The organism is Verrucosispora sp. WMMD1129 (assembly GCF_029581255.1).
GTDB lineage: Bacteria > Actinomycetota > Actinomycetes > Mycobacteriales > Micromonosporaceae > Micromonospora > Micromonospora sediminimaris.
In genome coordinates, this window is sequence record NZ_CP120741.1 from 2,249,608 (window position 1) to 2,274,444 (window position 24,837).

Sequence of the window (24,837 nt, forward strand, 5' to 3'; positions counted from 1 at the left end):
CGTCGTACCCCGGCCGGGCGGCCGGGATCAGCGATCGACGTCGACGCCGTGCGCGCGGAGCAACCCGGCGACCGCCGCCGGCCAGCCGAACTGCTCCGCCCGGTCCCGGGCGGCGGCCCGCCGCCCGGCCTCGGGACGCGACAACAGCCGGCGGACCGCCCCCGCGATCGCCGCCGGGGTGCCGTCGGCGGCGAGCCCGCCCGAGCCGATCACCTCGGGCAGCGCGCTGGCCGCGTTGACCACCACCGGCGTACCGCAGGCCAGCGCCTCCAGCCCGGCCAGACCGAAGGTCTCCACCGGGCCGGGAGCCAGCACCACGTCGGCGCTGGCCAGCACCGCCGCGAGGGCGCGACGGTCAGGTAGGAACCCGGTGAAGGTGACCGGCAGGCCGGCCGCGCGCTGCCGCAGCGCGGGGCGGCGCGGGCCGTCGCCGACCATCACCAGCACCGCCGGCACACCGGCCCGCCGCAGCTGCGCCAACGCATCGACGGCCAGCTCGGGTCGCTTCTCCACGGACAGCCGCGCGCAGTGCACCAGCAGCACCTCGCCCGGGTCCGCGTACCGGGCCCGGACCGCCGGGTCGGCGCGGCCAGGATGGAAGGTGTCCAGATCGACGCCGAGCGGTACCAGGTCGACGTGCGGCACGCCGATACGGGCGAACTCCTCGGCCGCCCATCGGGTGGTGCAGACGATCCGGTCGTAGCGGCGGGCCGTGTCCGCGTTCAGCCGGTCGGCGAGCCGCCGCCCCAGCGTGGCGGGCACCCCCCAGGCACCCAGCAGGCCGCTGAGCGACTCGTGCGAAACCATCACCGACGGCACGCCGTTCGCCCGGGCCCAGTCGCCGGTCCAACGCAACGTCGAGCGGTCGGACACCTCAAGCCGGTCGGGTGCGAGCGTGGTCAGCAGCCGGGCGAGCCGGCGTCGGGCGGTGAGCAGCCGGTAGCCGCCACTGTGCGGCAGCGGTGGGCCGGCCAGCGTGATCACCCGGCCCCACGGGTGTCGTTGGTCGTCGTCGCGTCGGCCGGGGACCACGAGCACTGGTTCGTGTCCGGCTGCGCGGTAGCCCTCGCCCAGGTGTTGCAGGGCGGTGCGCAGCCCGCCGGAGGTGCCGGTGACGAAGCTGGCCAGCCGGACGATCCGCAGTGGGCCGCCGGACGTACCCGCGACCTGCGTCGCGGTGGTGGTGGTCCAAGACGTGCTGGTGCGGTCCGGGTGGGTGCCGGTCACGACGCCGCCGGCAGGTCCACGGCGGGCGCGCTGGCGCGGGCGGACCGGTAGTGCCCGACGAGTTCGTCGCCGACCGCCGCCCAACTGCGCCCCCGCACCGCAGCCCGGGCCGCGACGCCGTACGCCTGCCGGCGTGCCCCGTCGGCGGCCAGCCCGGCCACCGCTTCGGCGATCGCCATGTCGTCCTCGGGTGGCACCAGTACGCCGGTCTCCCCGGGGGTGACCAGATCGACCGGCCCGCCGCTGGCCGGCGCGACCACCGGCACCCCGCTGGCCAACGCCTCCTGGACGGTCTGGCCGAACGTCTCGTGCGGACCGGTGTGCACGAACAGGTCAAGACTGGCGTAGAGGCGGGCCAGGGCCTCGCCGTGCTGGACGCCGAGGAACCGCACGTTGGGCAGCTCCCGTTCGAGCTGGCGGCGGGCCGGGCCGTCACCGGCGACCACGACCCGGACACCAGGCAGGCGGGCGGTGGCGGCGAGCAGGTCGACCCGCTTCTCCGGGGCGAGTCGCCCGACGTAGCCGACCAGGATCTCGCCGCCGGGCACGAAGGCCCGACGCAGGCGCGGGCAGCGCTTGTCCGGGTGGAACCGCTCGGCGTCGACGCCCCGGCCCCACAGCCAGATCCGCTGCACGCCGTGCGCGGCGAGGTCCTCGGCCGCCCTGGTGGACGGGGCGAGGGTACGGCGGGCCGAATTGTGGATCTCCCGCAGCCGCCGCCAGGCCGCGGCCTCTCCCCAACCGACCCGGTATGCCCGGGCGTAGGCGGCGACGTCGGTCTGGTAGACGGCGACGGTGGGCAGCCCGTGCCGGGCCGCCAGCACCGCCGCCCGGGCCCCGAGAATGAACGGACTGGCCAGGTGGACCACGTCGGGCGCATGCTCCAGCAGCACCCCGGCCAGGCGGTTGTTGGTCGGCACGCCGAGCCGGAAGCCCTGGTAGCGCGGCAGCGGCACGCTCGGGATGCGAACCACCGGGTACGGATACCGGTCGGTGGCGCGGCGCAGCGTCCCCGGCGGGGCGGGTGCGATCACCAACGGCTCGTGGCCGCGGGCGACAAGGTGCTCGGCGGCGCGCACGACCGAGTGTGCGACCCCGTTGACGTCGGGCGGGAACGACTCGGTCACCATGGCGATCCGCATGCCCTCACGGTGGTGGTGGCAGCGAAGGTCCAGGAGACGTCCAATTGACCGCCCGGCGAACAGTGCCGCACGAACCCGCGCCCGGCGGGTCAGACCTCGTAGGTGGCGCCGGGCCGGACCACTTCCAGCGGGCCGGCGTACGCGGCGGAGGCAGCCGCCACGGTGAGCGCCTCGCTGCCCCAGGCGGGGACCAGGTGGGTCAGCAGCAGCCGCCCGACGTTGGCCTTGGCTGCCGCCTCGCCCGCCTCGCCGCCGGTGAGGTGCAGATCCGGCGGGTTGTCGACGCCGTCGAGGTAGCTGGCCTCGCAGAGGAAGACGTCGGCGTTCTGGGCCAGGCGCAGCAGCGCTTCGCAGGGCGCGGTGTCCGAGGAGTAGCAGAGCACTCGGCCGCCGTGCTCAAGGCGTACGCCGTAGGTCTCCACCGGATGCAGCACCCGGTCGACCGTGACGGTGAACGGCCCGATCGGGAAGGTACCGGGTTGCAGCGCGTAGAACTGGTAGACGTCCTCGACGGTGCTGTCCTCCTGCCCGTACGCGGTGGCCAGCCGGTCCGGGGCGCCGGCCGGCGCGTAGACCGGCAACGGCGGGTACGGCCCGTCCGGGGCGTACCGCCGCACCACCACGTAGGTCGCGGCATCGAGGATGTGGTCGCAGTGCAGGTGGGTCAGGAGGATGGCGTCCGGGGCGTGCAGCCCGGCATAGCGTTGCAGGGTGGACAGTGAGCCCGAGCCGAAGTCGACCAGGAGCCGGAAGTCGTCGGCCTCGATCAGATAAGCCGAGCAGGGGGACTCTGGTCCGGGGAAGCTGCCCGCACAGCCCAGGACGGTCAGTCGCATCGAGTTGTCTCGCTGTCACGGTAGGTAGTGATCGTGCCGGCCGCCGCTCCGGCGGTGATCACTACCGACGCGTACGCCACGCTGGGCAGCCTACGCCCGCGCATGCAAGCGCAAGAATGATCTGCTGGAAGTTGTCATCAACGTGACACCGGTTTCGCCCGTCCGATCGACCACCCGTCACCGAAGTGGTCGGCTCGGGCAGACCGACGCGACGAGGGCCACCGGCAGCGCACCGGTGGCCCTCGTCACATACTCGATGGTGCCGCAGGTCAGGCCCAGAGCTGACCGTCAAGCGCCTCCTCCGCGTCGGCGAGCGTCCCGCCGTACGCCCCGGTGCTCAGATACTTCCAGCCGCCGTCACTGACCACGAACGCCACGTCGGCCCGGCGGCCGGCCCGCGCCGCCTCGTGCGCCACGGCGAGCGCCGCGTGCAGGACCGCGCCGGTGGAGAAGCCGACGAACAACCCCTCGACCTCCACCAGCTGTCGGGTACGCAGCACCGCGTCCCGGGTGCCGACGGAGAAGCGACGGTTCAGCACGGTCGCGTCGTAGAGCTCCGGGACGTACCCCTCGTCGATGTTGCGCAGCCCGTAGACCAGCTCGCCGTAGCGCGGCTCGGCGGCGACGATCTGGATGCCCTCGACCTTCTCCCGCAGGTAGCGCCCGGTGCCCATCAGGGTCCCCGTGGTGCCGAGCCCGGCCACGAAGTGGGTGATGGTCGGCAGGTCGTGCAGCAGCTCGGGCCCGGTCGTCTCGTAGTGCGCCCGGGCGTTCGCCTCGTTGCCGTACTGGAAGAGCATCACCCAGTCGGGGTGCTCGGTGGCGATCTGCTTGGCCGTGGCCACCGCCTGGTTGGAGCCGCCCGCCGCCGGCGAGAAGATGATCTCCGCGCCGTACATCCGCAGCAGCTGCACCCGCTCGGTGGAGACGTTCTCGGGCATCACGCAGACCAGGCGGTACCCCCGCAGCTTGGCCACCATGGCCAGGGAGATGCCGGTGTTGCCGCTGGTCGGCTCCAGGATGGTGTCGCCGGGCCGGAGCCGGCCGGCGGCCTCGGCGGCCCGGACCATGAACAGGGCGGCCCGGTCCTTGATGCTGCCGGTGGGGTTCCGGTCCTCAAGCTTCGCCCAGAGCCGCACCGGCGGTGCGCCCTCGGGCACCGTCGGCGACAGTCGGGGCAGCCCCACCAGCGGTGTCCCGCCGCAGGCGTCCAGCAGGCTGTCGTACCGCGTCATCGCGGCCGCCTCAGCTCGCGGTGACGCGCGTCCGGCCGTCGGCCGGCGCGGCCGCGACGTGCTGCGCCATCGCCGCCGCCGCGGCGAAGCCGAACGCGCCACCGGCCACCGCGGGCAGGATGGTCACGCTGTCGCCGTCGTTGAGCTTGGCGTCCAGCGCGCCGAGGAAGCGTACGTCCTCGTCGTTGACGTAGACGTTGACGAAGCGGTGCAGCGCGTCAGCCTCGGTGACCAGCCGGCTGCGCAGCCCGGCGTGCCGGGAGTCCAGGTCGGTGAGCAGGTCGTTGAGCGTGTCGCCGCTGCCCTCGACGACCTTCGCGCCGCCGGTGTAGCTGCGCAGGATGGTGGGGATGCGAACCTCGATGGCCATGGTGTCGTACTCCTCGATCGGGTGGACTGCTCGGTGACGGGGGAAAGGGCGTGCGGGGAGCTGAGGGTGATCAGCGGCCCGAACACTCGTAGTCGACCGTCGCCGGGCTCTGCCCGAACATGTATGACTGCACGGCGTGCGGATCCACCCCGGCGTCGAGGATCCGCACCGGCTCTTCGGTCACCACGCCATCCACGATGCGGAAGGAGCGGATCTCCTCCGTGTCGGGCTCGCGCGTGGAGACGAGCAGATAGTGCGCGCCGGGCTCGCCGGCGAAGGAGATGTCCGTCCGTGACGGGTACGCCTCGGTGGCGGTGTGCGAGTGGTAGATGACCACCGGTTCCTCGTCCCGGTCGTCCATCTCGCGCCACACCCGCAGGTGCTCCATCGAGTCGAACTCGTAGAAGGTCATCGAACGGGCGGCGTTCTCCATGGGGATGTGCCGGGTCGGCGTGTCACTGCCGACGGGACCGGCGACCACACCGCAGGCCTCGTCGGGGTGATCCCGACGGGCGTGGGCGACGATCGCGTCGACGATCGACCGGTCGATGCTCAGCACGTCGCCAAGGGTAGCGCCCGACTGCGGTCAACCGCGAGGCGGTGCCGGTCACAGTCAGTCGATCAAGGCGTTGAGCAGGGACTCCTGGAGATAGCCGAGATATGCGTAGACCGAAAGCTGGAACACTCGGCTGGAACTCGGGTCGTCGGCGACCGCGTCGTCGAGTTCCGCGCCCAGGTCCGTCCCGTCCTTGATCTCCAGCCGTACGCCCATCGCCAGCCGGGCGTCGTTGAGCGCGCGCAACCACGCCTCCGCCGCCTCGGCGTCCAGGCGTACCTCCCCGCCGCTGTCGCCGGGCAGCGCGGCCAGGATCGCGCCGGCCTGGTCGATCTTGGCGGTCTTCAGGTCGCCCTCGGTGTACCGGCGGAACTCCGCAGTGCCCGCCGCGTCCTCCGGGTACGCCTCCGGGAAGAGCCGGCAGACAACTGGGTCAGAGTGGTCGAAACCGTCGGTGAGCAGGCCGACCACCTCGGAGGCGACCTTACGGAGCACACGCACCTCGTCCACCGCGAAGGTGGCGACGTACCGGTCACCGCGGCGGCGGAACATGCTCACGACCGGTCCACCGTCGCCCAGAGACCGTACGCATGCAGCTGCGAGGCGTCGTGCTCCATGCGTTCCCGGGCCCCGCTGGAGACCACCGCCTTGCCCTTGTGGTGCACGTCCAGCATGAGCTGCTCGGCCTTCTCCCGGCTGTACCCGAAAAGCTTCTGGAACACCCAGGTCACGTAGGTCATCAAGTTGACCGGGTCGTCCCACACGATCGTCACCCACGGTCGGTCAGCTGCCGGCACCTCATCGGTGTCCGGGGTCTCGACCGGTGCAACCTGCGGAGCCGCCATGCCCCCCATCGTGCCACCGGATCCGGGGAATCGAGGAACCGGAACGCCGGACCAACCCGGATCACCAGCCACGGCCCCGCCCACGCCCCGACTGGTCCTGTCCCGGCCATGCGCGGATGCCCCACCGGCACCGCCGGTGGGGTGCGTGGCGGCCCGGTCAGGCGAGCAGGATGCCGTGTTCGGCAGCATCGGACAGCACCGTGCCGAGCGAGAGACGGACCGCCTCGAACCGACGGGCGACCTCCCGCGAAAGCTCCAACTCGATCTCCCGCAACGCCCGCTGCGCCCAGGCCCGCGCCGCGCTCGGGTCGTTGTTGCCGGGCGAACGCCAGTGCTGCCAGCAGCCTCCCGACAACGCCACGGCCACTGGCGGAAGCACCGCGGTGCGGGGCGGTGCGGGGTAGGCGGACAGCATGTCGATCGCCGCCGCACCGGTAAGCGAGGTCACGCCCGCCGCACTGGTGACGAGGAACGCCCGCTCCAACTCCTGCCCGGTGGGGTCGTCCAGCACGCTCCAGCGGACCGCCGTGTCGATGCGCCGGCGGATCCCCTGGGGCAACGGCGCGCCGAAGAGCCGACCGGCGGCGTCATCGACGAGTTCGCCGACGTGGTGGTCGCACTGGGCCGTGGCCAGCAGTGACAGCGCCGCCATCTCCCGGTCGAGCAGTTGGGGCAGACCGGCGCAACCGACGCCGAAGACGATCTCCTGCACCAGACGCATGTGCATGTTGGCCAGTTCCAGGGCGAGGTGCTGGCGGATGCTCCGGGCGGCGGTGCGGGCCTGCCGGTCGAGCTGCTCCGACCATTCGCCCGGTTCGGCCAGCACCGGCACCCGGCCGCGTTCACCCGGCAACTCGGGCGGCTCCAGACTGCCCCGCCGGAGTTCCTCGCCGGAGGCCCAGTCCACCAACGCCCGCCGCAGGTCGGCCTCGCCGCCGGTGACCATGGGGAACCAGCCGGCATCGGCCAACCCGGGCACGGCGGCGAGCAGCGCGGCCCGGTGTGCCTCGACGGTGACCGTCACCGGGTCGACCACCGAGTCGCCGGACTCCCCCGACCCCCGCACCGCCGCCGTGCCCTCGCCGGCCGCCCAGCCGTCGGCGCCCGGCGTGACCGCGAAGAAGACCCGGACCGGTGTCCCGGCGAGGTCGGACAGCAGAGTCAGCTCGGCGGCCGTGAACGACTGATCCGCCGCGATCACGAACAGGAGAGCGCCGGCCCGGCCCACCGCGTCACGCAGGACGTCGCAACCGGCCGGGCCCAGCGTGGCGATGTCCGGCGTGTCGACAAGCACGAAGCGTTTCACCAACGGCTGGGGCAGGCTCAGCTCGACCCGGCGTGGCGGCCTGGCCAGCGCCGGCCCGGCTGCCGGCAGGTCGGGCCGGTACGAGTGCGGCGTACGGTAGCCGGGCACGTAGGCGGCCCGGGTGGGCTCGGCGCTGTGCCGTGCCACCAGCCAGCTGCCACTCGGGACGGCGAGTAGTCCGGAGTCGAGTTCCAGCAGCGTGGCGAGCACACCGGTGCGGCCGGCGTCGGCGGGACCGGCCGCGACCACGGCGACCGGTTCGCGGGCACTGGTGCTGGACACGCCGAGCCGCTCCGGGAAGGGCCGGCGACCATGCGGCCCGGCCGCGTCATCGGGCGTACCGAGATGGTGGAGCGGGCCCGGCTTCATCAGGGGGCGGCCTCCGAGGCAGGGCGACCGGTGACCCGGCCGCAGTGAGCATCCGGTGTCGACACTCGGATTCCGGAAGGGTAAAGGCGCGAGCGTCGGGATCGGGGCGATTGCGATACTCAGCGGTAACTCTACAACTACTCAAGTTCGCCCTCGCGCGCTGCCGTGCGGGCCACAGTTCCGTCGATATGCTGCGCGAATGAGTCGGTGGAGCTTCGTGGGCCGGGCTGAGCAACTCGACCGTCTCCGGATGGCGGTGGCTGGCGTCCGTGGCCGAGGGATCCTCTTCACCGGCAGCGCCGGCATCGGCAAGAGCCGGCTGTTGCACGAAGGTGTCGACACGCTGCCCGGTGAGAAGTACGCGGTCTGGCGGATCGCGGCCAGCGCCACCACCTCCGCCATGGCCTTCGGCGGACTGGTCCAGGTGCTCCCGGAGCAGCCGCCGGGTCTGTCCCCGGCCGGCATCCTGCGCTGGGCCGTCGACGTGTTGCAGCAGCAGGCCGCCGGCCGGCGGATCGTCCTCGCGGTCGATGACGCGCACCTGCTCGATCCGCCGTCGGCCGCGCTGGTGCACCTGGTGGCCCGCGCCGAGAACGCCTCGGTGGTCGGCACCCTGCGCGACGGGGAGCAGATCCCGCTGCCGATCCGAGCACTGTGGACGGACGGTCTGGTCGAGCGGGCCGAGCTGGGCCCGATGACGCCGGACGAGACGGCCGCCATGCTCACCGCCATCGTCGGTGGCCAGGTGGACAGCGGCTCCACCGACCGCCTGGGTCGGCTCAGTGCCGGCAATCCGCTGCTGCTGCGCGAGCTGGTGCACGCGGCCACCAACAGCGGCGAACTCGTCGAGAGGTACGGCGTCTGGACCTGGACGGGCCGGCTGGAGCTGGCCCCCAGCCTGACCGAGCTGATCGACATCCGGATCGGTCAGCTCACTCCCGGGGTACGGGCGGTGGTCGAGCTGGTCGCGTTCGGCGAGCCGCTCGGCCTGCGGCTGCTGCACCAGGCCGTGGAACAGCACGACGTGGAGTACGCCGAGGAACGCGGACTGATCACCATGGTGGAGTCCGACCGGCGGCTCGACGTCCGCCTGGCGCACCCGCTCTACGGCGAGGTGGTACGCCGGCAGTGCCCGGTGAGCCGGACCCGTCGGTTGCAGGCGCACCTGGCGGACCTGCTGGAGAAGGTCGGCAAACGGCGACGGGAGGATCTGCTGCGGGTGGCGCGGTGGCGACTGGCCTCCGGCACCGCGCAGGACCCGGCGATGCTGATCGCTGCGGCTGGTGAGGCGTTCGCTCGTTACGACGTACCCCTGGCGACCCGGTTGGCCCGCGCGGCGCTCGACGCCGGTGGTGGGTTCGACGCGGCCGAACTGCTCGCGACCATCCTGATGTTCGCCGACCGGCCGGCCGAGGCGCTCGGCGTGCTCGACGCCGTCGCCACCGACGCCGGCCAGGAGGAACGTCTCAGCCGGTGGCTGACCGTACGCGGCATGGTCAGCTACTGGGGGATGAGTCAGGCGTCCACCGTGGAGGAGATCGCCGCCGAGGGCACGAAGCTGACCGACGCCGCCGCTCAGGCCCGGGTCCGCGCCTTCGAGGCGATCATGCGGCTGCACCGGCTGGACGCGCCGGCCGCGCTACGGCTCGCGCAGGGCGTGCTGGACCGGCCGGCGGCCAGTGTCGCCGCCCGCGAGCTGGCCCGCTGCACGATCGCACATCTGCAAGCCGTGCAGGGACAGCTGTGCCGCAGTGCGACCGCGGTGGACCTGGTACAGGCGAAGGTGGCCAGCTGGCGGGCCGACATGCCGTACCTGCAACTGGCGGTGGAGCTGGCCCGGGGTACCCGACTGGCCCTCTCGGGCGATCTCGCCGGCATCGACGCGCTGGTCGCCGACGAGTTCGCCGACCTCGCCGACGCGGGTGACTTCCGGCTCGGCACCGGCTACCTGGCGATCCTGCGGGCGTACGCGGCGCGGCTGCGCGGGCGCAGTGACGCCGCGTTGCAAGCCGCGCTCAGTGCCTGTGCGGTCCTGGCGACCAGCCGGGTGTACGCGGGACTGGCGCAGTCGGAACGGGCTCAGGCCGCCGCGCTGCGCGGCGACGCCCGGCAGGCCGTCGAGGCGATGGCCGAGGCCGATCGGCTCCACTCGCCGAGTATGGGTGTGCTGTACCCGTGGCTGGAGCAGGCCCGGGCGGCGACGCTGGCGGCCGGCGGTGACCTCTCCGCAGCGGTGGGCCGGCTGCACGGCCTGGTGGACCGGCTGCGTGCCGACGGCTTCGCCGGACACGAGGCACTGGTGCTGCATGACCTGGTGCGGCTGGGCAAAGCCGGGGCGCAGACCGGGCCGAGGTGTTCCGACGGCAGCCGCCGTACCGTCGCGCAGCGCTTGACGGAGCTGTCCGAGCAGGTCGACGGGGAGTTGCCGCCGCTGCTGGCCCGGCATGCCCGGGCGTCTGCCGACGGCCTGCCGGAGGGATTGCTCAACGCGGCCGACGGCTTCGCGGAGCGCGGGCTCGACCTGCTGGCCGCCGAGGCCGCGGCGGGTGCCGTGCACCTGCTGCGTCAGCGCCGCGCGCCCGATGTCGGGCACGCTCGGCAACGGCTCGGCGCGCTGCTCGCCAGGTGTGACATGGTGCACACTCCGGCGCTACAGGCGGCCACGCCGACGCTCACCGACCGGGAGTGGCAGGTGGCTCGGCTCGCGGCGGTCGGCGGCACCAGTCGCGCCATCGCCGAGCAGCTGTTTCTCTCCGCCCGCACGGTGGAGAACCACCTGCAACGCGTGTACACCAAGCTCGGCGTGACCAGCCGGGCGGAGCTGCGGGTGGCCCTCGGCACGATCCCGGGGCACGACGGCACGACAGCGATGTGAACCCTACTCTGAGGGGGTGCACACCTCTCGTCCCGCGCTGCTGACCGATCACTACGAGCTGACCATGGTCAGCGCCGCCCTGCGAGACGGCACGGCTGACCGGCGCTGCGTGTTCGAGGTGTTCAGCCGTCGGCTTCCCGCCGGCCGCCGGTACGGCGTGGTCGCCGGCACCGCACGCCTGGTCGAGCTGATCCGCGAGTTCCGCTTCGACCCGGCCGACATCGAGTTCCTGCGCCGCACCGGCGTGGTGGACGAACCGGGTGCCGAATGGCTGTCCGAGTACCGGTTCACCGGCGAGATCGACGGGTACGCCGAGGGGGAGCTCTTCTTCCCCGGCTCACCGATCCTGACCGTCTCCGGCAGTTTCGCCGAATGCGTGGTGCTAGAGACGCTTGTGCTGTCGGTGCTCAACCACGACTGCGCGGTGGCTGCCGCCGCGGCGCGGATGGTCACCGCCGCCCGCGGCCGGGCCCTGATCGAGATGGGGTCACGGCGGGCGCACGAGGAGGCGGCGGTCGCGGCAGCCCGGGCGGCCTACCTGGCCGGCTTCCGCTTCACCTCCAACCTGGCCGCCGGCCAGCGGTACGGCATACCCACCGCCGGCACCGCCGCGCACGCCTTCACCCTGCTGCACGACGACGAGCGGGCCGCGTTCGCCTCGCAGGTCGCCACGCTGGGCAAGGACACCACGCTGCTTGTCGACACGTACGACATCAGTCAGGGCATCCGTAACGCGATCGAGGTGGCCGGCCCGGAGCTGCGGGCGGTTCGGATCGACTCCGGGGACCTGGCCGTGATCGCCCAGCAGTCGCGGCAACTGCTGGACTCGCTCGGCGCCACCGAAACGAAGATCATCGTCTCGGGTGACCTCGACGAGTACGCCATCGCGGCGTTGGCCGCCGAACCGGTGGACATGTACGGCGCCGGCACCGCCGTGGTGACCGGCTCCGGCGCACCTACCGCCGGGCTGGTCTACAAGCTGGTCGAGGTCGAGGGCCGTCCGGTGGTCAAGCGGTCCGAGCAGAAGGCCACCATCGGCGGACGCAAAGTCGCCGTCCGCCGGCACAAGCCGACCGGCACGGCCACCGAGGAGATCGTCGTACCGCAGGGGGTGCCGGACCATCGCCCCAACGACCGGCTGCTGCAACGCTCGTACGTCGTGGATGGCGAGCCGGTGGCCCTGCCGACGCTCGACGAGTCGCGGGAGCACCTGCGGCAGTGCCTGATCTCGATCCCGTGGGAGGGTCTCAAGCTTTCCGCGGGCGATCCGGCCATCCCGGTCACCGTGGTACCCGCCGAGTGAGAGGAGTGGAGTCGGTGAGCAACGCGCTGATCATCGTGGACGTGCAGAAGGACTTCTGCGAGGGCGGCTCGCTGGCCGTGGCCGGCGGGGCGGGAGTCGCCGCCGGGATCTCCCGGCTGCTGGCCGCCGAGCCGGACCGTTGGGATCACGTCGTGGCGACGAAGGACTACCACATCGACCCGGGCACGCACTTCGCCGACTCACCGGACTACGTGAGCACCTGGCCCCGGCACTGCGTGGTCGGCACCCCCGGCTCCGAGTTCCACCCGGAGCTGGCCACCGACCGGATCGAGGCGATCTTTCACAAGGGCGAGTACGCCGCCGCGTACTCCGGCTTCGAGGGGCGCGCCGACGACGGCGAGGGTCTGGCCGAATGGTTGCGGCAGCGTGGCGTGGAGCGGGTGGACGTGGTCGGTATCGCCACCGACCACTGCGTGCGGGCCACCGCGCTGGACGCCGCCCAGGAGGGTTTCGCCACCACCGTGCTGCTGGACCTGACGGCGGCCGTCGCGCCGGACACCACCGACGTCGCGCTGCGCGCCTTCGAGGGGGCCGGGATCACCACATTCGGTGCCCCTGTGATCAAAGCCGCATGAGCCGTTAATTCGTTGGCAGCCGTAGCTCTGCCGGTCGAGGATGTCCGGCGGAGGTACGGACCGACGTGAACATGAAGCCTTACCGGGAGGCACTCGCCCTGCCCGGTCTGCGGTCGCTGCTGCTCGTCGCGGTGCTGGCGCGGGTTCCGCTGACCGCCACCGGCGTCACGCTGACGTTCTACGTCGTGCAGGACCTCGGGCGCGGCTACGGTGCGGCCGGTCTGGTCGGCGCGGCGATCACCGTCGGCGCGGCGGTCGGTGGCCCGCTGCTCGGCCGGCTGGTGGACCGTCGTGGCCTGCGGCCCGTGCTGGTTCTCACCGCCGTGGCCGAGGCCGTCTTCTGGTCGACCGCACCGATGTTGTCGTACTACCTGCTGCTGCCGGCCGCTTTCCTGGCCGGTCTGCTGGCGCTGCCGATCTTCTCGGTGATCCGGCAGTCCATCGCCGCGCTGGTGCCGCCGGAGAAGCGCCGACCGGCGTACGCGCTGGACTCCATGTCGGTGGAGCTGTCGTTCATGATCGGTCCGGCCCTGGCCACGGTGGGGGTCACCACCATCTCGGCCCGCCTCACGCTCTACCTCGTCGGCGTCGGCATCGTCGCCGCCGGAGTGGTGCTGTGGCTGCTCAACCCGCCGGTGCGCAGCGCCGCCGAGGCGTCGACCGGGCCGCAGCCGCGGGTCGCCCGACGGCAGTGGCTCACCTCGCGGCTGGTGGCCGTGTTCGCGGTCAGCGCCGCCGCGACCCTGGTGCTCGGCGGCACCGACGTGGCGGTCATTGCCGTGCTGCGGGAGAACGGCGACGCCGGTTTCACCGGTGCGGTGCTCTCCGTCTGGGCGGTGGCCTCGCTGCTGGGCGGGTTCGCCTACGGCGCGGTCCGCCGCTCGTTCTCGCCGGTGGCACTGATGGGCCTGTTGAGCCTCTGCACCATTCCCGTCGGACTGGGCGGTTCCCACTGGTGGCTGCTCTGCCTGGCGTTGATCCCGGCGGGGGCGCTCTGCGCGCCGACCATCGCGGCCACCTCCGACACCGTCAGTCGGCTCGCCCCGGCCGGCGTCCGCGGTGAGGCGATGGGCCTGCACGGCTCGGCTGTCACCGTCGGCATCGCCGTGGGTGCCCCGCTTGCCGGCGCGGTCATCGACGCCTCGGCCCCGCTGTGGGGGTTCGCGGTCCCCGGCGCGATCGGTGCCCTGGTAGCCCTCGCGGTGCTGCCGATCGAGCTGCGCCACCGCCGCACGGACAGCGCGGCCACCACCCGGCCCGGCGACGAGCACACCGCGACCACCCTCACCCCGTCCGCCCCCTGACCCCACCCCGACCCAGCGCGATCCCGTTCCTCGCCCCAGCCCCACCGCACTCCCCGCCCCACCGTCCCCGCCTCGGTCCGGATCGCCGCTGCCCGGACCACATCGCCGCTCTCGCCCCAAACGTTGCGTAACCGTCCACGCCACCACACCCTCTCCCCTGCGCTCCCTTTGCTCTGCTTCAACCCACGCAATGGAATACGCTCCGTGTCACACCGGCCGACGCACCCTTTGTCCGGCCGCCACATCCCCGCAGGTCAGCTGCTACTGCGTGGGTTGAAGCAGAGCAAAGGACGGCAGGGGTAAGAGGTCGACCTCGCCAGGACATCACGCATAGTGACTTTGTGGCCGCGGGGCGCTCGTCACCGAAAGTGACACCCGGCGGCGTGGTGCGGATGGGGCCGCGGATCTGACAGCAGCCACCAACCACGGCAGCCAGGCAGGGCCAGCGGCGGGTGGACCGGCAGCGGGGGAGTGGGCAGTACGAGACGGGCGCCGACCCCCGGCATGGGGATCGGCGCCCGGCGTACGACGCGGTGGGTCAGCGGCGGTCGGTGTCGCTGGCCACGTCCTCGGTGTAGCTGGCACCACCGTCGGATTCGCTGGTCAGCGGCTTGGACCCACCCTCGGGCGGGCCGGCGAGGGTCTGTCCGGCAGCCAGCTCGGGGAACTTGTGGTCGAAGGCCGGCCGCTCGGAGCGGATCCGGGGCATCCGGTCGAAGTTGCGCAGCGGCGGCGGCGAGCTGGTCGCCCATTCGAGCGAGTTGCCGTGGCCCCACGGGTCGTCGACCTCGACCACCGGGCCGGCCTTGTACGACTTCCAGCAGTTGTAGAGGAACGGCAGCGTCGAGATACCGGTGATGAACGCGCCGATCGTCGAGATCATGTTCAGCGTGGTGAATCCGTCGTCGGGCAGGTAGTCGGCGTACCGCCGAGGCATGCCCTCGTTGCCCAACCAGTGCTGGATGAGGAACGTGGTGTGGAAACCGATCATCGTGAGCCAGAAGTGAATCTTGGCGAGCCGCTCGTCGAGCATCCGGCCGAACATCTTCGGGAACCAGAAGTAGATCCCGGCGAAGACCGCGAAGACGATCGTGCCGAAGAGCACGTAGTGGAAGTGCGCCACGACGAAGTAGGAGTCGTGCAGGTGGAAGTCCAGCGGCGGGGCGGCCAGCAGCACCCCGGTCAGGCCACCGAAGAGGAAGGTGACCAGGAAGCCGATGGAGAACAGCATCGGTGACTCGAAGCTGATCTGCCCCCGCCACATGGTGCCGATCCAGTTGAAGAACTTCATGCCGGTGGGCACGGCGATCAGATAGCTCAGGAAGCTGAAGAACGGCAGCAGCACCTGACCGGTGGCGAACATGTGGTGCGCCCAGACGCTCATCGACAGACCGGCGATGGCGATGGTGGCGGCGACCAGGCCCTTGTAGCCGAAGATCGGCTTGCGGGAGAAGACCGGGATGATCTCGCTGATGATGCCGAAGAACGGCAGCGCGATGATGTAGACCTCGGGGTGACCGAAGAACCAGAACAGGTGCTGCCACAGCATCGGCCCGCCGGTCTCCGGGCTGTAGACGTGCGCACCCAGCAGCCGGTCGGCGGCCAGCGCGAACAGCGCGGCGGCCAACAGCGGGAAGACCAGGATCACCAGGAGGCTGGTGACCAGCATGTTCCAGGTGAAGATCGGCATCCGGAACATGGTCATGCCCGGCGCGCGCAGGGTCAGGATCGTGGTGATCAGGTTGACCGCGCCGAGGATGGTGCCCAGACCGGAGATGGCCAGACCGACCACCCACATGTTGGCGCCGACGCCCGGGGCGTGCTCGCTGGTGCTCAGCGGCGTGTAGGCGGTCCAGCCGAAGTCCGCTGCTCCACCGGGGGTGAGGAAGCCGGCGGTGGCCATGGTGCCGCCGAACAGGTACAGCCAGTAGGCGAAGCTGTTCAGCCGCGGAAAGGAGACGTCGGGCGCACCGATCTGGATGGGCACGACGTAGTTGCCGAAGGCGAACACGATGGGCGTCGCGAAGAACAGCAGCATGATCGTGCCGTGCATCGTGAACAGCTGGTTGTACTGCTCCGGCGACAGGAACTGCAGCCCGGGCCGGGCCAGCTCGGCCCGCATGATCAGGGCCATCAGGCCACCGATCATGAAGAACACGAACGCGGTGACCATGTACATGATCCCGATCTGCTTCGCGTCCGTGGTCCGCAGCAGCCGCGCGATGGCCGACCCCTTGACCGGCTCCCGGACCGGCCAGGGCCGGGTCACGACCGGCTTGGGTGCGACGGTGGTCACGAGTGGCCTCCGGTTCTGGGTTGTCCCGCTCGGCACGCGCTGACTCGGCGGGCCGTCATCCGCAAGGAGGATAGTCCCCGGCAGGTGACAGCACCGCGTGGGGTCGCCCAGGGGTGGATCACAGCGGGCCGAGAAGCAGCCGGTAGTGCTCCCCGAAGATGCGGTCGCCGCGTCCGCGCAGCAGCGGGTCGCGGAGCGCCGGCGGCACGTCGCGGGTGCGGTTGCGGTCCCGGGTCCGGTCCTGCACCCATCGGGTACGCGGGCGACGGCGGCTCTCGTACGCGGTAAGTGCCGCCTCGACGCTGCCCGCCGCGTGCAGCGACTCGGCGAGCACCACGGCGTCCTCCAGGGCCATCGCGGCACCCTGGGACAGGGTCGGCGCGGTGGCGTGGGCGGCGTCGCCGACCAGCACCACCCGCCCCCGGAACCAACGCCCGAGCTCGACCTCGTCGGTGGTGGTGGCGTGCACCCCGTCGAGCGCGTCGAGCACCTCCGGCACCGGTCCGCCGTACTCGCCGAAAAGCTCGCGCAACCGGCCCAGCGGGTCGGCCGGCAGGTCGGTGCCGGCCTCGTCGGCGTAGCAGTGCAACCGGCCGGCACCGATCGGTACCACGAGGAAGCCGCAGCGCTGCCCGAGCAGGGCGGTCCACTCGTCGACCGGCGGACCGTCACGTACGACTCCGCGGTAGACCACCTGCCCGGCGGGGCGGGGCGGTCCGCCGAGCGCGGCCAGCGCCCGGATCGAGGAACGCGGCCCGTCGGCACCGATCACCAGGTCGTACTCGACCTGGGTGCCGTCGACGAAGGTGACGCCGACGGCGGACGGCAGCAGGTCGATGGTGCGCACCTCCGCGCCGTGCCGGACCGCGCCGCCGGCACCGCTGAGCAACACGCGGTGCAGGTCGGAGCGGGCCAGCGCCCGGCACTCGCCAACCTCGGCCCAGAGCGCGTCGAGGTCGACCTCGCACAGCGGCGCACCTGTCGAGTCGAGGAAGCGTTGCCGGTGGATGACTTTTCCGTACGGGCGGACCGGGTCGTCGAGGTCCAGCCGGCGCAGCGCGCGGGCCGCGTTGCCGGGCAGGTAGAGCCCGGCGTCGGTGAGGTCGTGCGGCGGCGCCTTGTCGGTGAGGTCCGGCCGAAAGCCCGCCAGGCGCAGCGCCCGGGCCACGGCCAGCCCGGCGATGCCCGCGCCGACGACGAGGATGCGCAGGGGGGAGCCACGCATGGGGGTGTACGCCTCCGGAGGGGTTCGGCACGCGTTGAAGGCAAGAGACTACTCGGCGCAATCGGCACACACCAGAGGCAACCGGCCCACCTCCGACACCCCTCGGCATCCCCGGATCCGCCCGTCGGCGTCGGCCACCAGCCGCCCGGAGTCGACGGATGCCCGACCGTGGCGTACGTGACACATGTAGCAATTGACATCAATCACCCGCACCGGTTGCGCCCTTTGTTTCAAGGATGTAAATGTGACGATGAGCATGGGAGCGCTCCCGTAACTATCGACGGCGCGATCCCCACCGCTCCGTCCGCATCCGTCCCGGCGTCCGGGTGACGCCGCAGCGCTAGGAGCATCATGAGACGTACCTTGCGGGCCGTCGTGGCCGTCGGGCTGGCCGCCGCCGGCTCGATCGTCGCCGTGGCCCTCGGCGGGACCGCCTCCGCCGACACCCAGATCTGCGAGCAGTACGGCTCGACAGTGATCCAGAACCGGTACGTGGTGCAGAACAACCGCTGGGGCACCACCGCCCAGCAGTGCATCAACGTCACCAACAACGGCTTCGAGATCATCACTCAGAACGGCAGCAGCCCGACCAACGGCGCGCCGACGGCGTACCCGTCGGTCTTCCTCGGCTGCCACTACACCAACTGCTCCCCCGGCACCAACCTGCCGATCCAGGTCAGCCAGATCAGCAGCGCGACCAGCAGCATCAACTACCGGTACGTGAGCAACGGGACCTACAACGCCTCGTACGACATCTGGCTCGACCCGTCGCCCAAGCGGGACGGCGTGAACCAGATGGAGATCATGATCTGGTTCAACCGGCAGGGCCCGATCCAGCCGATCGGCTCCCCGGTCGGCAACGCCAACATCGACGGGCGCAACTGGGAGGTCTGGCGGGGCAGCAACGGCTCCAACAACGTCATCTCGTACGTCGCCCCGTCGGCCATCAGCAGCGCGAACCTCAACCTGCTGGCGTTCATCAACGACACCCGCAACCGGGGCGCAATCACCAACTCCTGGTACCTGACCAGCATCCAGGCCGGTTTCGAGCCCTGGCAGGGCGGTGTCGGGCTGGCCGTGACGAACTTCTCGGCCGCGGTCAACGGTGGCGGCAACAACAACCCGCCGCCCACCACCACCCCGCCGCCCTCGGGCAGCGGCGCCTGCGCGGTGAAGTACACGGCCAACTCGTGGAACAACGGCTTCACCGCCGACGTGCAGATCACCAACACCGGCTCCAGCACGATCAACGGCTGGACGCTTGCCTACTCGCTGCCGTCCGGGCAGCAGGTGACCAACTCCTGGAACGCCACGGTGAGCCAGAGCGGCTCGTCGGTGACCGCCCGCAACGTCGGCCACAACGGCACCATCTCCCCCGGTGGCACGGCCAGCTTCGGCTACCAGGGCACGCTCAACGGGTCCTACTCCAACCCCACCGCCTTCACCCTCAACGGCGCCACCTGCTCCCGCTCCTGACGAGCGATTGCTGGGGGTGCGGCGTAGGCCGCACCCCCAGCACCGACCAGGCCGTCTGCCGGCACCGGCCGATGCCCACCCGGGGTTGCTCCGCGCTGTCGGGAACTCGCAGACTTGGCAGCCACGACGATGGGGGGGCCGAGCTGCCGTGGACGTACGCCTGGAAGGCGACGGGATAGTCCTGCGCCCGTGGTCCGAGGGCGACCTGGACCAGTTGGTCAAGCTCTTCGACGACGCCGAGATGGCGTACCGCCTGCCGGTGGCGGCCCCGTTCGACCGGGTCGCCGCCGAGGCGTACCTGAACACCGCCCGGCGCGCCGAACAGGCCGGTGCCCGGATCTACCTCGCCGTCACCAGCGGCGACGACCTGGCCCGCGGCGAGGTGATGCTCAACCTGGCAGCCGGCACCATCGGCTACGCGATCGGCCCGGCCTATCGCGGTCAACGCCTGGCCAGCCGGGCTCTTCGACTGATGACCGGATACGCCCACCGGGTGGTCGGCCTGCCGACGGTGTACCTGGAGATCGAACCGGACAATACCGGTAGCGTGGCCGTGGCCCGGTCCGGCGGTTACCGGCCGACCGACGACGAACCGGTTTTCGTCGAGGACAAGCGCCGCCGCTACCCGCTGCACCGCTGGGCGCACACCGAACCGGCACCGCCGGCCGTCACCTGACGACGACGACCGACGGTCGGCGACACCGCGCACGGCATGCGGCATCTCGGGCTCTCCCGAAGTGGTGAGAGCCCGAGATGCCGCAAATGGCGGCGGCGCCCGGCTCGCGCCCCGCATCCGGATCGCGGCGTCACCCGGCTCGGGTCAGGAGCCGAGGGCGTCGATGTCGCGCATCTCCTCGGCGGTCAGCGAGAAGCCGAAGATGTCCGCGTTGGCGCGGATCCGCTCCGGCGTCACCGACTTGGGGATCGCCACGATCTCGTGGTCGAGGTGCCAGCGCAGCACCACCTGGGCGGGCGAGACGTTGTGTGCGCCGGCGATCCGGGTCAGCACCGGGTCGGACAGATCGGTGGTCTTGAACGGGCTGTAGCCCTCCAGCACCACCCCACGGTCCCGGTGCTCGGCGTGCCGCTGCCGGTCGTAGAGCCGCGGTCCCCACTTGATCTGGTTGACCGCCGGGTTCTCCTCGGTCGCCTGGATCAGCTCGTCGATCTGGGCGGTGCTGAAGTTGCTGACCCCGACCGCCCGGGCCAGCTTCGCGTCGCGGGCGGCGAGCATCTCCCGCCAGACCGGGATCAGGTCACCGGGGTTGTTCGGCGGCCAGTGGACCAGCCACAGGTCCACGTAGTCGACGTCGAGGGCACGCAGGCTCTCCTCGATCGTCTCCCGTTCCCGGCCGACCCGCTCGGGTGGGAGCTTGGTGGTGATGAAGACGTCCTCCCGGCGCAGCCCGCTCTCCCGGATCGCCCGGCCGACCTCCTCCTCGTTGCCGTACATGGTGGCGGTGTCGATGTGCCGGTAGCCGGCGTCGAGCGCGGCGAGGACGGCCTTGTAGCCCTCTTCGCCGGTCGCCTGCCAGGTGCCGAAGCCGAGCAGCGGTATCCGGACGTCACCGGGGAGAACTGCGGTGGGGTGGTCACTGTGGTTCATGTCGACCGTTCTACCCCCGATGACGCTGGGCATGCCCGAGATCGGGCGCGTCGAGTCCCGCCGCCGGGCGCGTCGGCGCGATTTGCCGGAGAATGCGGGACGTGGCTGACCGGCTGGAGGAGTACCGGCGCAAGCGGGACGCCGCGCGTACCCCCGAGCCGGTCCCGGCTGAGCGTCCCCGGCGGTCCCGGGCCGGCGACCGCGCCCGGTTCGTCATCCAGCAGCACCACGCCCGCAGCCTGCACTGGGATCTGCGGCTGGAGCGCGACGGAGTGCTCGTCTCCTGGGCGGTGCCGCGTGGGCTGCCCCGTGATCAGGGGCGCAACCACCTCGCCGTGCACACCGAGGACCACCCCATGGAGTATCTCGACTTCTCCGGTGAGATCCCGGCCGGCGAGTACGGCGGCGGCCGAATGCTGATCCACGACCGAGGCACCTACCGCTGCGAGAAGTGGCAGGACCGCGAGGTGGTGGTCGAGCTGCGCGGGAAGCGGACCACCGGACGGTACGTGCTCTTCGCCACCGGCGGGCGCGACGGCCGGGACTGGATGGTGCGACGCACCGACCCGCCACCGCCGGGCTGGAGCGCCATGCCCGACCTGGTCGCGCCGATGCGTCCCACGCCCGCCGGCCGGCTCCCCACCGATCAGGCCGCCTGGGGGTACGAGCTGCGCTGGGACGGGACACGCGCGGTGGCGTACGTCTCCGGCGGGCGGCTGCGGCTGCTCTCCGACGCCGGTGAGGAGGTCACCGGTAAATATCCGTGGTTGCGGCCGATGGCCGAGGCGCTGGCACCGACGGAGGTCGTGCTGGACGGCGTGCTGGTCCGCATCGATAGCGCCGGGAAGGTCCGGCCGGCGCGGGGTGGGCGCAGCACCGTCGATGCCCAGTACCTGCTTGTCGACCTGCTCTGGTTGGAGGGGGTGAGCAGCCTGGAGTTGCCGTACCCGCAGCGACGGGAGTTGCTCGACTCGCTGGCGTTGGCCGGGCCGCACTGGCAGACTCCGCCCTGGTTTCCCGGCGCCGGTGCCGAAACCATGCGTGCGGCGCGCGAACAGGGCCTGCCCGGGGTGGTGGCGAAGCGGCTGGACTCCGCCTACGAGCCTGGTCGCCGCAGCCGCGCGTGGCGCAGCGTGGACGCGAGCTGAGACGGCGAGGAGTGGCGTGTATCTGACCCACCTCGAATGCCCGCGCTGCGGCCGGGAACACGACGCTGGCGTACCGCAGAACCTCTGCGAATGCGGCTCGCCACTGCTGGCGCGCTACGACCTCGCGGCGGCGGCGCGGGTGATCGAGCCGGAGCGGTTCGGGTTGCGCGCGGCCGATCTGTGGCGTTACCGGGAGCTGTTGCCGGTGGCCGACCCACGGCACGTCACCACCCTCGGCGAGGGATGGACGCCGATGCTGCGCGCGCCGGCGTACGGCGCGGACATCGGCGTCGACGACCTGCTGGTCAAGGACGAGGGACTGACCCCGACCGGCTCGTTCAAGGCGCGCGGCGCCGCCGTCGGCGTGAGTCGGGCCCGGGAACTGGGCATCCGGCGGATCGCCATGCCGACAAACGGCAACGCGGGCGCGGCATGGGCCACCTACGCGACCCGGGCGGGGCTGGGCGCCACCATCGTGATGCCGCTGTCCGCGCCGACCATCTGCCGTCGGGAATGCGTGGCCGCCGGTGCCGACCTGCGCCTGGTCGACGGCCTGATCGGCGACGCCGGGCGCCAGGTGGCCGCGCTGGTCGCGGCCTCCGAGGGCAGCGTCTTCGACGCCGGCACGCTGCGCGAGCCGTACCGCCTCGAAGGCAAGAAGACGATGGGGTACGAGATCGTCGAGCAGCTGGGCTGGCAGGTCCCCGACGTCATCATCTATCCGACCGGCGGTGGCGTGGGGCTGATCGGCATCCACAAGGCTCTCGGCGAGCTGCGGGAGTTGGGCTGGGTCGAGGACAAGCTGCCCCGTCTGGTGGCGGTGCAGGCCACCGGCTGCGCGCCGATCGTGCGGGCGTTCGCCGCCGGGGACGACCGGGCACAACCGTGGGAGGACGCCCACACGGTGGCGTTCGGCATCACCGTTCCGGCACCGCTGGGCGACGAGTTGATTCTCGCCGCGCTGCGCGCCACCGCCGGCACCGCGATCGCGGTGGACGACACCGAGATCCTGACCGACCTGCGGGACTTCGCCGCCCGGGAGGGCCTGCTGCTCTGCCCCGAGGGGGCCGCCTGCCTGACCGCCGCGCGTCGGTTGCGGGCCGGTGGTTGGATCCGGGCGGGTGAACGCGTGGTCGTGCTGAACACCGGTGCTGGCGTGAAGTATCCGGAGACGATCGACGTCTCCGGCGTACCGGTGCTGCCCCGTTGACGTGCGCTGGCGCACCGGCGTCGATGCGGAACGCGGCAGGCGTCACTCGCCGGTGGGGTCGGTCAGCCGCCATGCGGCGTTGACCTGACCGATGTGGGACAACGCCTGCGGCGTGTTGCCCAGGTGCGCCCCCGTGGCCGGATCGATCTGCTCGCTGAACAGCCCCACGTCGTTGGCGTACCCGGTGACCTGCTCGAACAGCCGGGCGGCCCGTTCCCGTTCGCCCGCCAGCACCAGGCACTCCACCAGCCAGAACGAGCAGAGCACGAAGCCGGCCGGGTCGTCGTCCCAGCGGCGGATCAGCCCGTCGGCACCGCCGAGTTCCCGTTCGACCGCTTCGATTGTGGCCCACATCCGTGGGTCGGCGGCCGGCAGGAACCCCACCACCGGCAGGTACAGGGCCGCCGCGTCCAGCTCCGGCGACCCGAACGCGGAGGTGAAGACGCCCCGGCGCTCGTCGAAACCCTCGCGGAGCACGGTGGCCCGGATCTCGTCCCGGATGCCGGCCCAACGCCGCACGTCCGCCTGCTCCCCCAACTGCGGGGCCAGCCGCACCGCCCGGTCCATCGCCACCCAGCAGAGCACCTTGGACGACAGGTAGTGCCGCTCCCGGTCGCGCGGTTCCCAGATTCCCCGGTCGGGCAGTCGCCAGGTGGTCGCCACCTGCTCGGTGAGGCCGAGCACCATGTCGCGCAGCTCGGCGGGGAGCTGATCACCGAGGTAGTCGTGCAACCGCCACACCGCCGAGATGACCTCACCCGGCACGTCGAGCTGCCGCTGACGCCAGGCGTCGTTGCCGGCGCGCACCGGCCGGCTTCCAGCGTATCCGCGCACGTGTGGGCAGTCGTGCTCGGAGACGTCGCGTTCCCCTTCCAGCCCGAACAGCACGGGCACCGGATCGGAGCCGATCCGGCCGATCGAGCGGGCGGCCCACTCGAACAGGCGGGACGACTCCGTCGGGCAGGCTGCCACCCACAGCGCCCGCATCGTCATGGCGAAGTCCCGCAGCCAGCAGAAGCGGTAGTCGTAGTTGCGGTCGGTGCCGAACTCTTCCGGCAGCGAGGTGGTCGGCGCCGCGGCGACCGCGCCGCTGCGGGCGTACGTGAGGCCGGTGAGGACCGTGGCGCTGTGCCGCACCACCTCGGGATAGCACCCCTCGTACCGGTGGCTCTCGCGGAATGCCTCCCAGGCCAGCACCGTGTCCGCCAGGGTGGAGATCGCATCCAGCCGGGCCGGCGGTTCGCCGTACGCCGGCGCGTAGGCCAGATCGAAACCGATCACCTGCCCCGCGTCGACGGCGAACGTCTGCCGCACCCGGTCCTGTTCGGCGCGTAGGGGCAGCCCGGTACCCCGCAGCACCAACGCCACCGGCCCGGCCACGGCCGTCACCGAGCCGTCGGGCAACTCCCTCAGGTACGGGGTGAGCAGGCCGTACTCCGGTCGCGGGCGGTAGTCCAAGGTCATCGGCACTCGGCCGGACAGTCCCTCGACGACGCGCAGCAGCACGGCCGGGGAGCGCATGCCGAACTCGTGGGCGCGGGCACCCACCTCGGCGGCGAGGGCGTCGGTGACCGCCACGCTGCCCTCCGCGGTGTGGTGCACGGTGCGCAGCACCAGCGTGTCCGGCTGGTACGAGCGCTGCACCCGGTGCCCGGCCTGTCCCACGGCCACCGGTGCCAGTTGCCAGTGACCGCCGTTCGGGTCGAGCAGCCGACCGAAGACCGAGGGCGAGTCGAACCGGTTCGGGCACCACCAGTCGATCGAGCCGGCCCGGCTGACCAACGCGCCCGAACGGCAGTCGGAGAGGTACCCGTAGTCGGAGATCGCCGGCTGCTCCATGCCGGTCGGCGTACCCGGGATTCCGGGCCTCATCACGCTGTCTCGCCGGTCTCCGCCGCCCAGGGCGGAGACC

21 protein-coding genes are annotated in these 24,837 nt (G+C 71.8%); 8 read left to right on the plus strand and 13 right to left on the minus strand.

All coding sequences use genetic code 11. The features are described from left to right. Positions 1-27 precede the first annotated feature (27 nt). The 9 genes from O7624_RS10290 to O7624_RS10330 form a co-directional block, all read right to left on the minus strand. Positions 28-1,143 carry a glycosyltransferase gene (locus O7624_RS10290; RefSeq protein WP_282240598.1) on the minus strand — a complete coding sequence of 372 codons (1,116 nt, stop codon included), beginning with the start codon at positions 1,141-1,143 and terminating at the stop codon, positions 28-30. A gap of 80 nt (positions 1,144-1,223) precedes the next feature. Further along, positions 1,224-2,369 (minus strand): glycosyltransferase family 1 protein, encoded by a 1,146-nt coding sequence (locus tag O7624_RS10295; protein WP_282239833.1) that lies wholly within the window; start codon positions 2,367-2,369, stop codon positions 1,224-1,226. An 89-nt stretch (positions 2,370-2,458) separates the two neighbouring features. Then, entirely contained in the window at positions 2,459-3,205 is a 747-nt protein-coding gene (locus O7624_RS10300; RefSeq protein WP_093401915.1) for an MBL fold metallo-hydrolase, read from the minus strand. Between the two features lie 269 nt (positions 3,206-3,474). Further along, on the minus strand, positions 3,475-4,440 hold the full coding sequence (locus O7624_RS10305; protein WP_093401916.1) for a pyridoxal-phosphate dependent enzyme: 966 nt from the start codon (positions 4,438-4,440) through the stop codon (positions 3,475-3,477). Between the two features lie 10 nt (positions 4,441-4,450). After that, positions 4,451-4,810 carry a MoaD family protein gene (locus tag O7624_RS10310; RefSeq protein ID WP_282239834.1) on the minus strand — a complete coding sequence of 120 codons (360 nt, stop codon included), beginning with the start codon at positions 4,808-4,810 and terminating at the stop codon, positions 4,451-4,453. Positions 4,811-4,880: 70 nt separating this feature from the next. Continuing rightward, complete coding sequence (locus tag O7624_RS10315; RefSeq protein ID WP_093401918.1) at positions 4,881-5,369, minus strand: M67 family metallopeptidase; 489 nt, start codon at positions 5,367-5,369, stop codon at positions 4,881-4,883. Between the two features lie 54 nt (positions 5,370-5,423). Further along, entirely contained in the window at positions 5,424-5,918 is a 495-nt protein-coding gene (locus O7624_RS10320; RefSeq protein ID WP_210940216.1) for a DUF2017 domain-containing protein, read from the minus strand. A gap of 2 nt (positions 5,919-5,920) precedes the next feature. Then, positions 5,921-6,211: an ATP-dependent Clp protease adapter ClpS gene (gene clpS / locus O7624_RS10325; protein ID WP_093401920.1), complete on the minus strand. Its 291-nt coding sequence runs from the start codon at positions 6,209-6,211 to the stop codon at positions 5,921-5,923. 157 nt (positions 6,212-6,368) lie between these two features. Then, positions 6,369-7,799 (minus strand): hypothetical protein, encoded by a 1,431-nt coding sequence (locus O7624_RS10330; protein ID WP_282239835.1) that lies wholly within the window; start codon positions 7,797-7,799, stop codon positions 6,369-6,371. A gap of 286 nt (positions 7,800-8,085) precedes the next feature. Between O7624_RS10330 and O7624_RS10335 the strand changes: the two genes are divergently transcribed. From O7624_RS10335 to O7624_RS10350, 4 genes are all read left to right on the plus strand, one after another. Continuing rightward, positions 8,086-10,761 carry a LuxR family transcriptional regulator gene (locus O7624_RS10335; protein ID WP_282239836.1) on the plus strand — a complete coding sequence of 892 codons (2,676 nt, stop codon included), beginning with the start codon at positions 8,086-8,088 and terminating at the stop codon, positions 10,759-10,761. Between the two features lie 16 nt (positions 10,762-10,777). Further along, the gene (locus O7624_RS10340) at positions 10,778-12,064 is read left to right on the plus strand and encodes a nicotinate phosphoribosyltransferase (protein ID WP_282239837.1); all 1,287 of its coding nucleotides are present in this window, start codon (positions 10,778-10,780) and stop codon (positions 12,062-12,064) included. 14 nt (positions 12,065-12,078) lie between these two features. Continuing rightward, entirely contained in the window at positions 12,079-12,660 is a 582-nt protein-coding gene (locus tag O7624_RS10345; protein ID WP_093402052.1) for an isochorismatase family protein, read from the plus strand. Positions 12,661-12,731: 71 nt separating this feature from the next. Then, positions 12,732-13,964 carry an MFS transporter gene (locus O7624_RS10350; protein ID WP_282240599.1) on the plus strand — a complete coding sequence of 411 codons (1,233 nt, stop codon included), beginning with the start codon at positions 12,732-12,734 and terminating at the stop codon, positions 13,962-13,964. 538 nt (positions 13,965-14,502) lie between these two features. Here O7624_RS10350 and ctaD read toward each other — a convergent pair. Together ctaD and O7624_RS10360 are read right to left on the minus strand one after the other, a co-directional pair. Next, positions 14,503-16,260 (minus strand): cytochrome c oxidase subunit I, encoded by a 1,758-nt coding sequence (gene ctaD / locus O7624_RS10355; RefSeq protein WP_093401924.1) that lies wholly within the window; start codon positions 16,258-16,260, stop codon positions 14,503-14,505. Positions 16,261-16,378: 118 nt separating this feature from the next. Further along, complete coding sequence (locus O7624_RS10360; RefSeq protein ID WP_282239838.1) at positions 16,379-17,485, minus strand: FAD-dependent monooxygenase; 1,107 nt, start codon at positions 17,483-17,485, stop codon at positions 16,379-16,381. Between the two features lie 351 nt (positions 17,486-17,836). On the opposite strand from O7624_RS10360, the gene O7624_RS10365 reads away from it, so the two are divergent. Further along, positions 17,837-18,961, plus strand: a complete 1,125-nt coding sequence (locus O7624_RS10365) for a cellulose binding domain-containing protein (RefSeq protein WP_282239839.1) — start codon at positions 17,837-17,839, stop codon at positions 18,959-18,961. A gap of 148 nt (positions 18,962-19,109) precedes the next feature. Continuing rightward, positions 19,110-19,637, plus strand: a complete 528-nt coding sequence (locus tag O7624_RS10370) for a GNAT family N-acetyltransferase (protein ID WP_282239840.1) — start codon at positions 19,110-19,112, stop codon at positions 19,635-19,637. A 144-nt stretch (positions 19,638-19,781) separates the two neighbouring features. Here O7624_RS10370 and O7624_RS10375 read toward each other — a convergent pair whose 3' ends face one another. Continuing rightward, positions 19,782-20,567, minus strand: a complete 786-nt coding sequence (locus O7624_RS10375; protein WP_093401927.1) for an aldo/keto reductase — start codon at positions 20,565-20,567, stop codon at positions 19,782-19,784. 101 nt (positions 20,568-20,668) lie between these two features. On the opposite strand from O7624_RS10375, the gene O7624_RS10380 reads away from it, so the two are divergent. Both O7624_RS10380 and O7624_RS10385 read left to right on the plus strand, forming a co-directional pair. Beyond that, positions 20,669-21,715, plus strand: coding sequence for a DNA polymerase ligase N-terminal domain-containing protein (locus O7624_RS10380; protein WP_282239841.1), 1,047 nt, complete (start codon positions 20,669-20,671; stop codon positions 21,713-21,715). A 16-nt stretch (positions 21,716-21,731) separates the two neighbouring features. Continuing rightward, positions 21,732-22,925, plus strand: a complete 1,194-nt coding sequence (locus tag O7624_RS10385; RefSeq protein WP_282239842.1) for a threonine synthase — start codon at positions 21,732-21,734, stop codon at positions 22,923-22,925. A gap of 42 nt (positions 22,926-22,967) precedes the next feature. Here O7624_RS10385 and O7624_RS10390 read toward each other — a convergent pair whose 3' ends face one another. Continuing rightward, complete coding sequence (locus tag O7624_RS10390) at positions 22,968-24,764, minus strand: glycoside hydrolase family 15 protein (RefSeq protein ID WP_282240600.1); 1,797 nt, start codon at positions 24,762-24,764, stop codon at positions 22,968-22,970. Positions 24,765-24,837 lie beyond the last annotated feature (73 nt).

What these genes read in the sequence shown, in the direction of transcription:
- O7624_RS10295 (WP_282239833.1), bottom strand. Translation starts at nt 2,369, where the DNA reads ATGCGGATCGCCATGGTGACCGAGTCGTTCCCGCCCGACGTCAACGGG.
- O7624_RS10300 (WP_093401915.1), bottom strand. Translation starts at nt 3,205, where the DNA reads ATGCGACTGACCGTCCTGGGCTGTGCGGGCAGCTTCCCCGGACCAGAG.
- O7624_RS10305 (WP_093401916.1), bottom strand. Translation starts at nt 4,440, where the DNA reads ATGACGCGGTACGACAGCCTGCTGGACGCCTGCGGCGGGACACCGCTG.
- O7624_RS10310 (WP_282239834.1), bottom strand. Translation starts at nt 4,810, where the DNA reads ATGGCCATCGAGGTTCGCATCCCCACCATCCTGCGCAGCTACACCGGC.
- O7624_RS10320 (WP_210940216.1), bottom strand. Translation starts at nt 5,918, where the DNA reads ATGTTCCGCCGCCGCGGTGACCGGTACGTCGCCACCTTCGCGGTGGAC.
- clpS (WP_093401920.1), bottom strand. Translation starts at nt 6,211, where the DNA reads ATGGCGGCTCCGCAGGTTGCACCGGTCGAGACCCCGGACACCGATGAG.
- O7624_RS10335 (WP_282239836.1), top strand. Translation starts at nt 8,086, where the DNA reads ATGAGTCGGTGGAGCTTCGTGGGCCGGGCTGAGCAACTCGACCGTCTC.
- O7624_RS10350 (WP_282240599.1), top strand. Translation starts at nt 12,732, where the DNA reads ATGAAGCCTTACCGGGAGGCACTCGCCCTGCCCGGTCTGCGGTCGCTG.
- O7624_RS10360 (WP_282239838.1), bottom strand. Translation starts at nt 17,485, where the DNA reads ATGCGTGGCTCCCCCCTGCGCATCCTCGTCGTCGGCGCGGGCATCGCC.
- O7624_RS10365 (WP_282239839.1), top strand. Translation starts at nt 17,837, where the DNA reads ATGAGACGTACCTTGCGGGCCGTCGTGGCCGTCGGGCTGGCCGCCGCC.
- O7624_RS10375 (WP_093401927.1), bottom strand. Translation starts at nt 20,567, where the DNA reads ATGAACCACAGTGACCACCCCACCGCAGTTCTCCCCGGTGACGTCCGG.
- O7624_RS10390 (WP_282240600.1), bottom strand. Translation starts at nt 24,764, where the DNA reads ATGGAGCAGCCGGCGATCTCCGACTACGGGTACCTCTCCGACTGCCGT.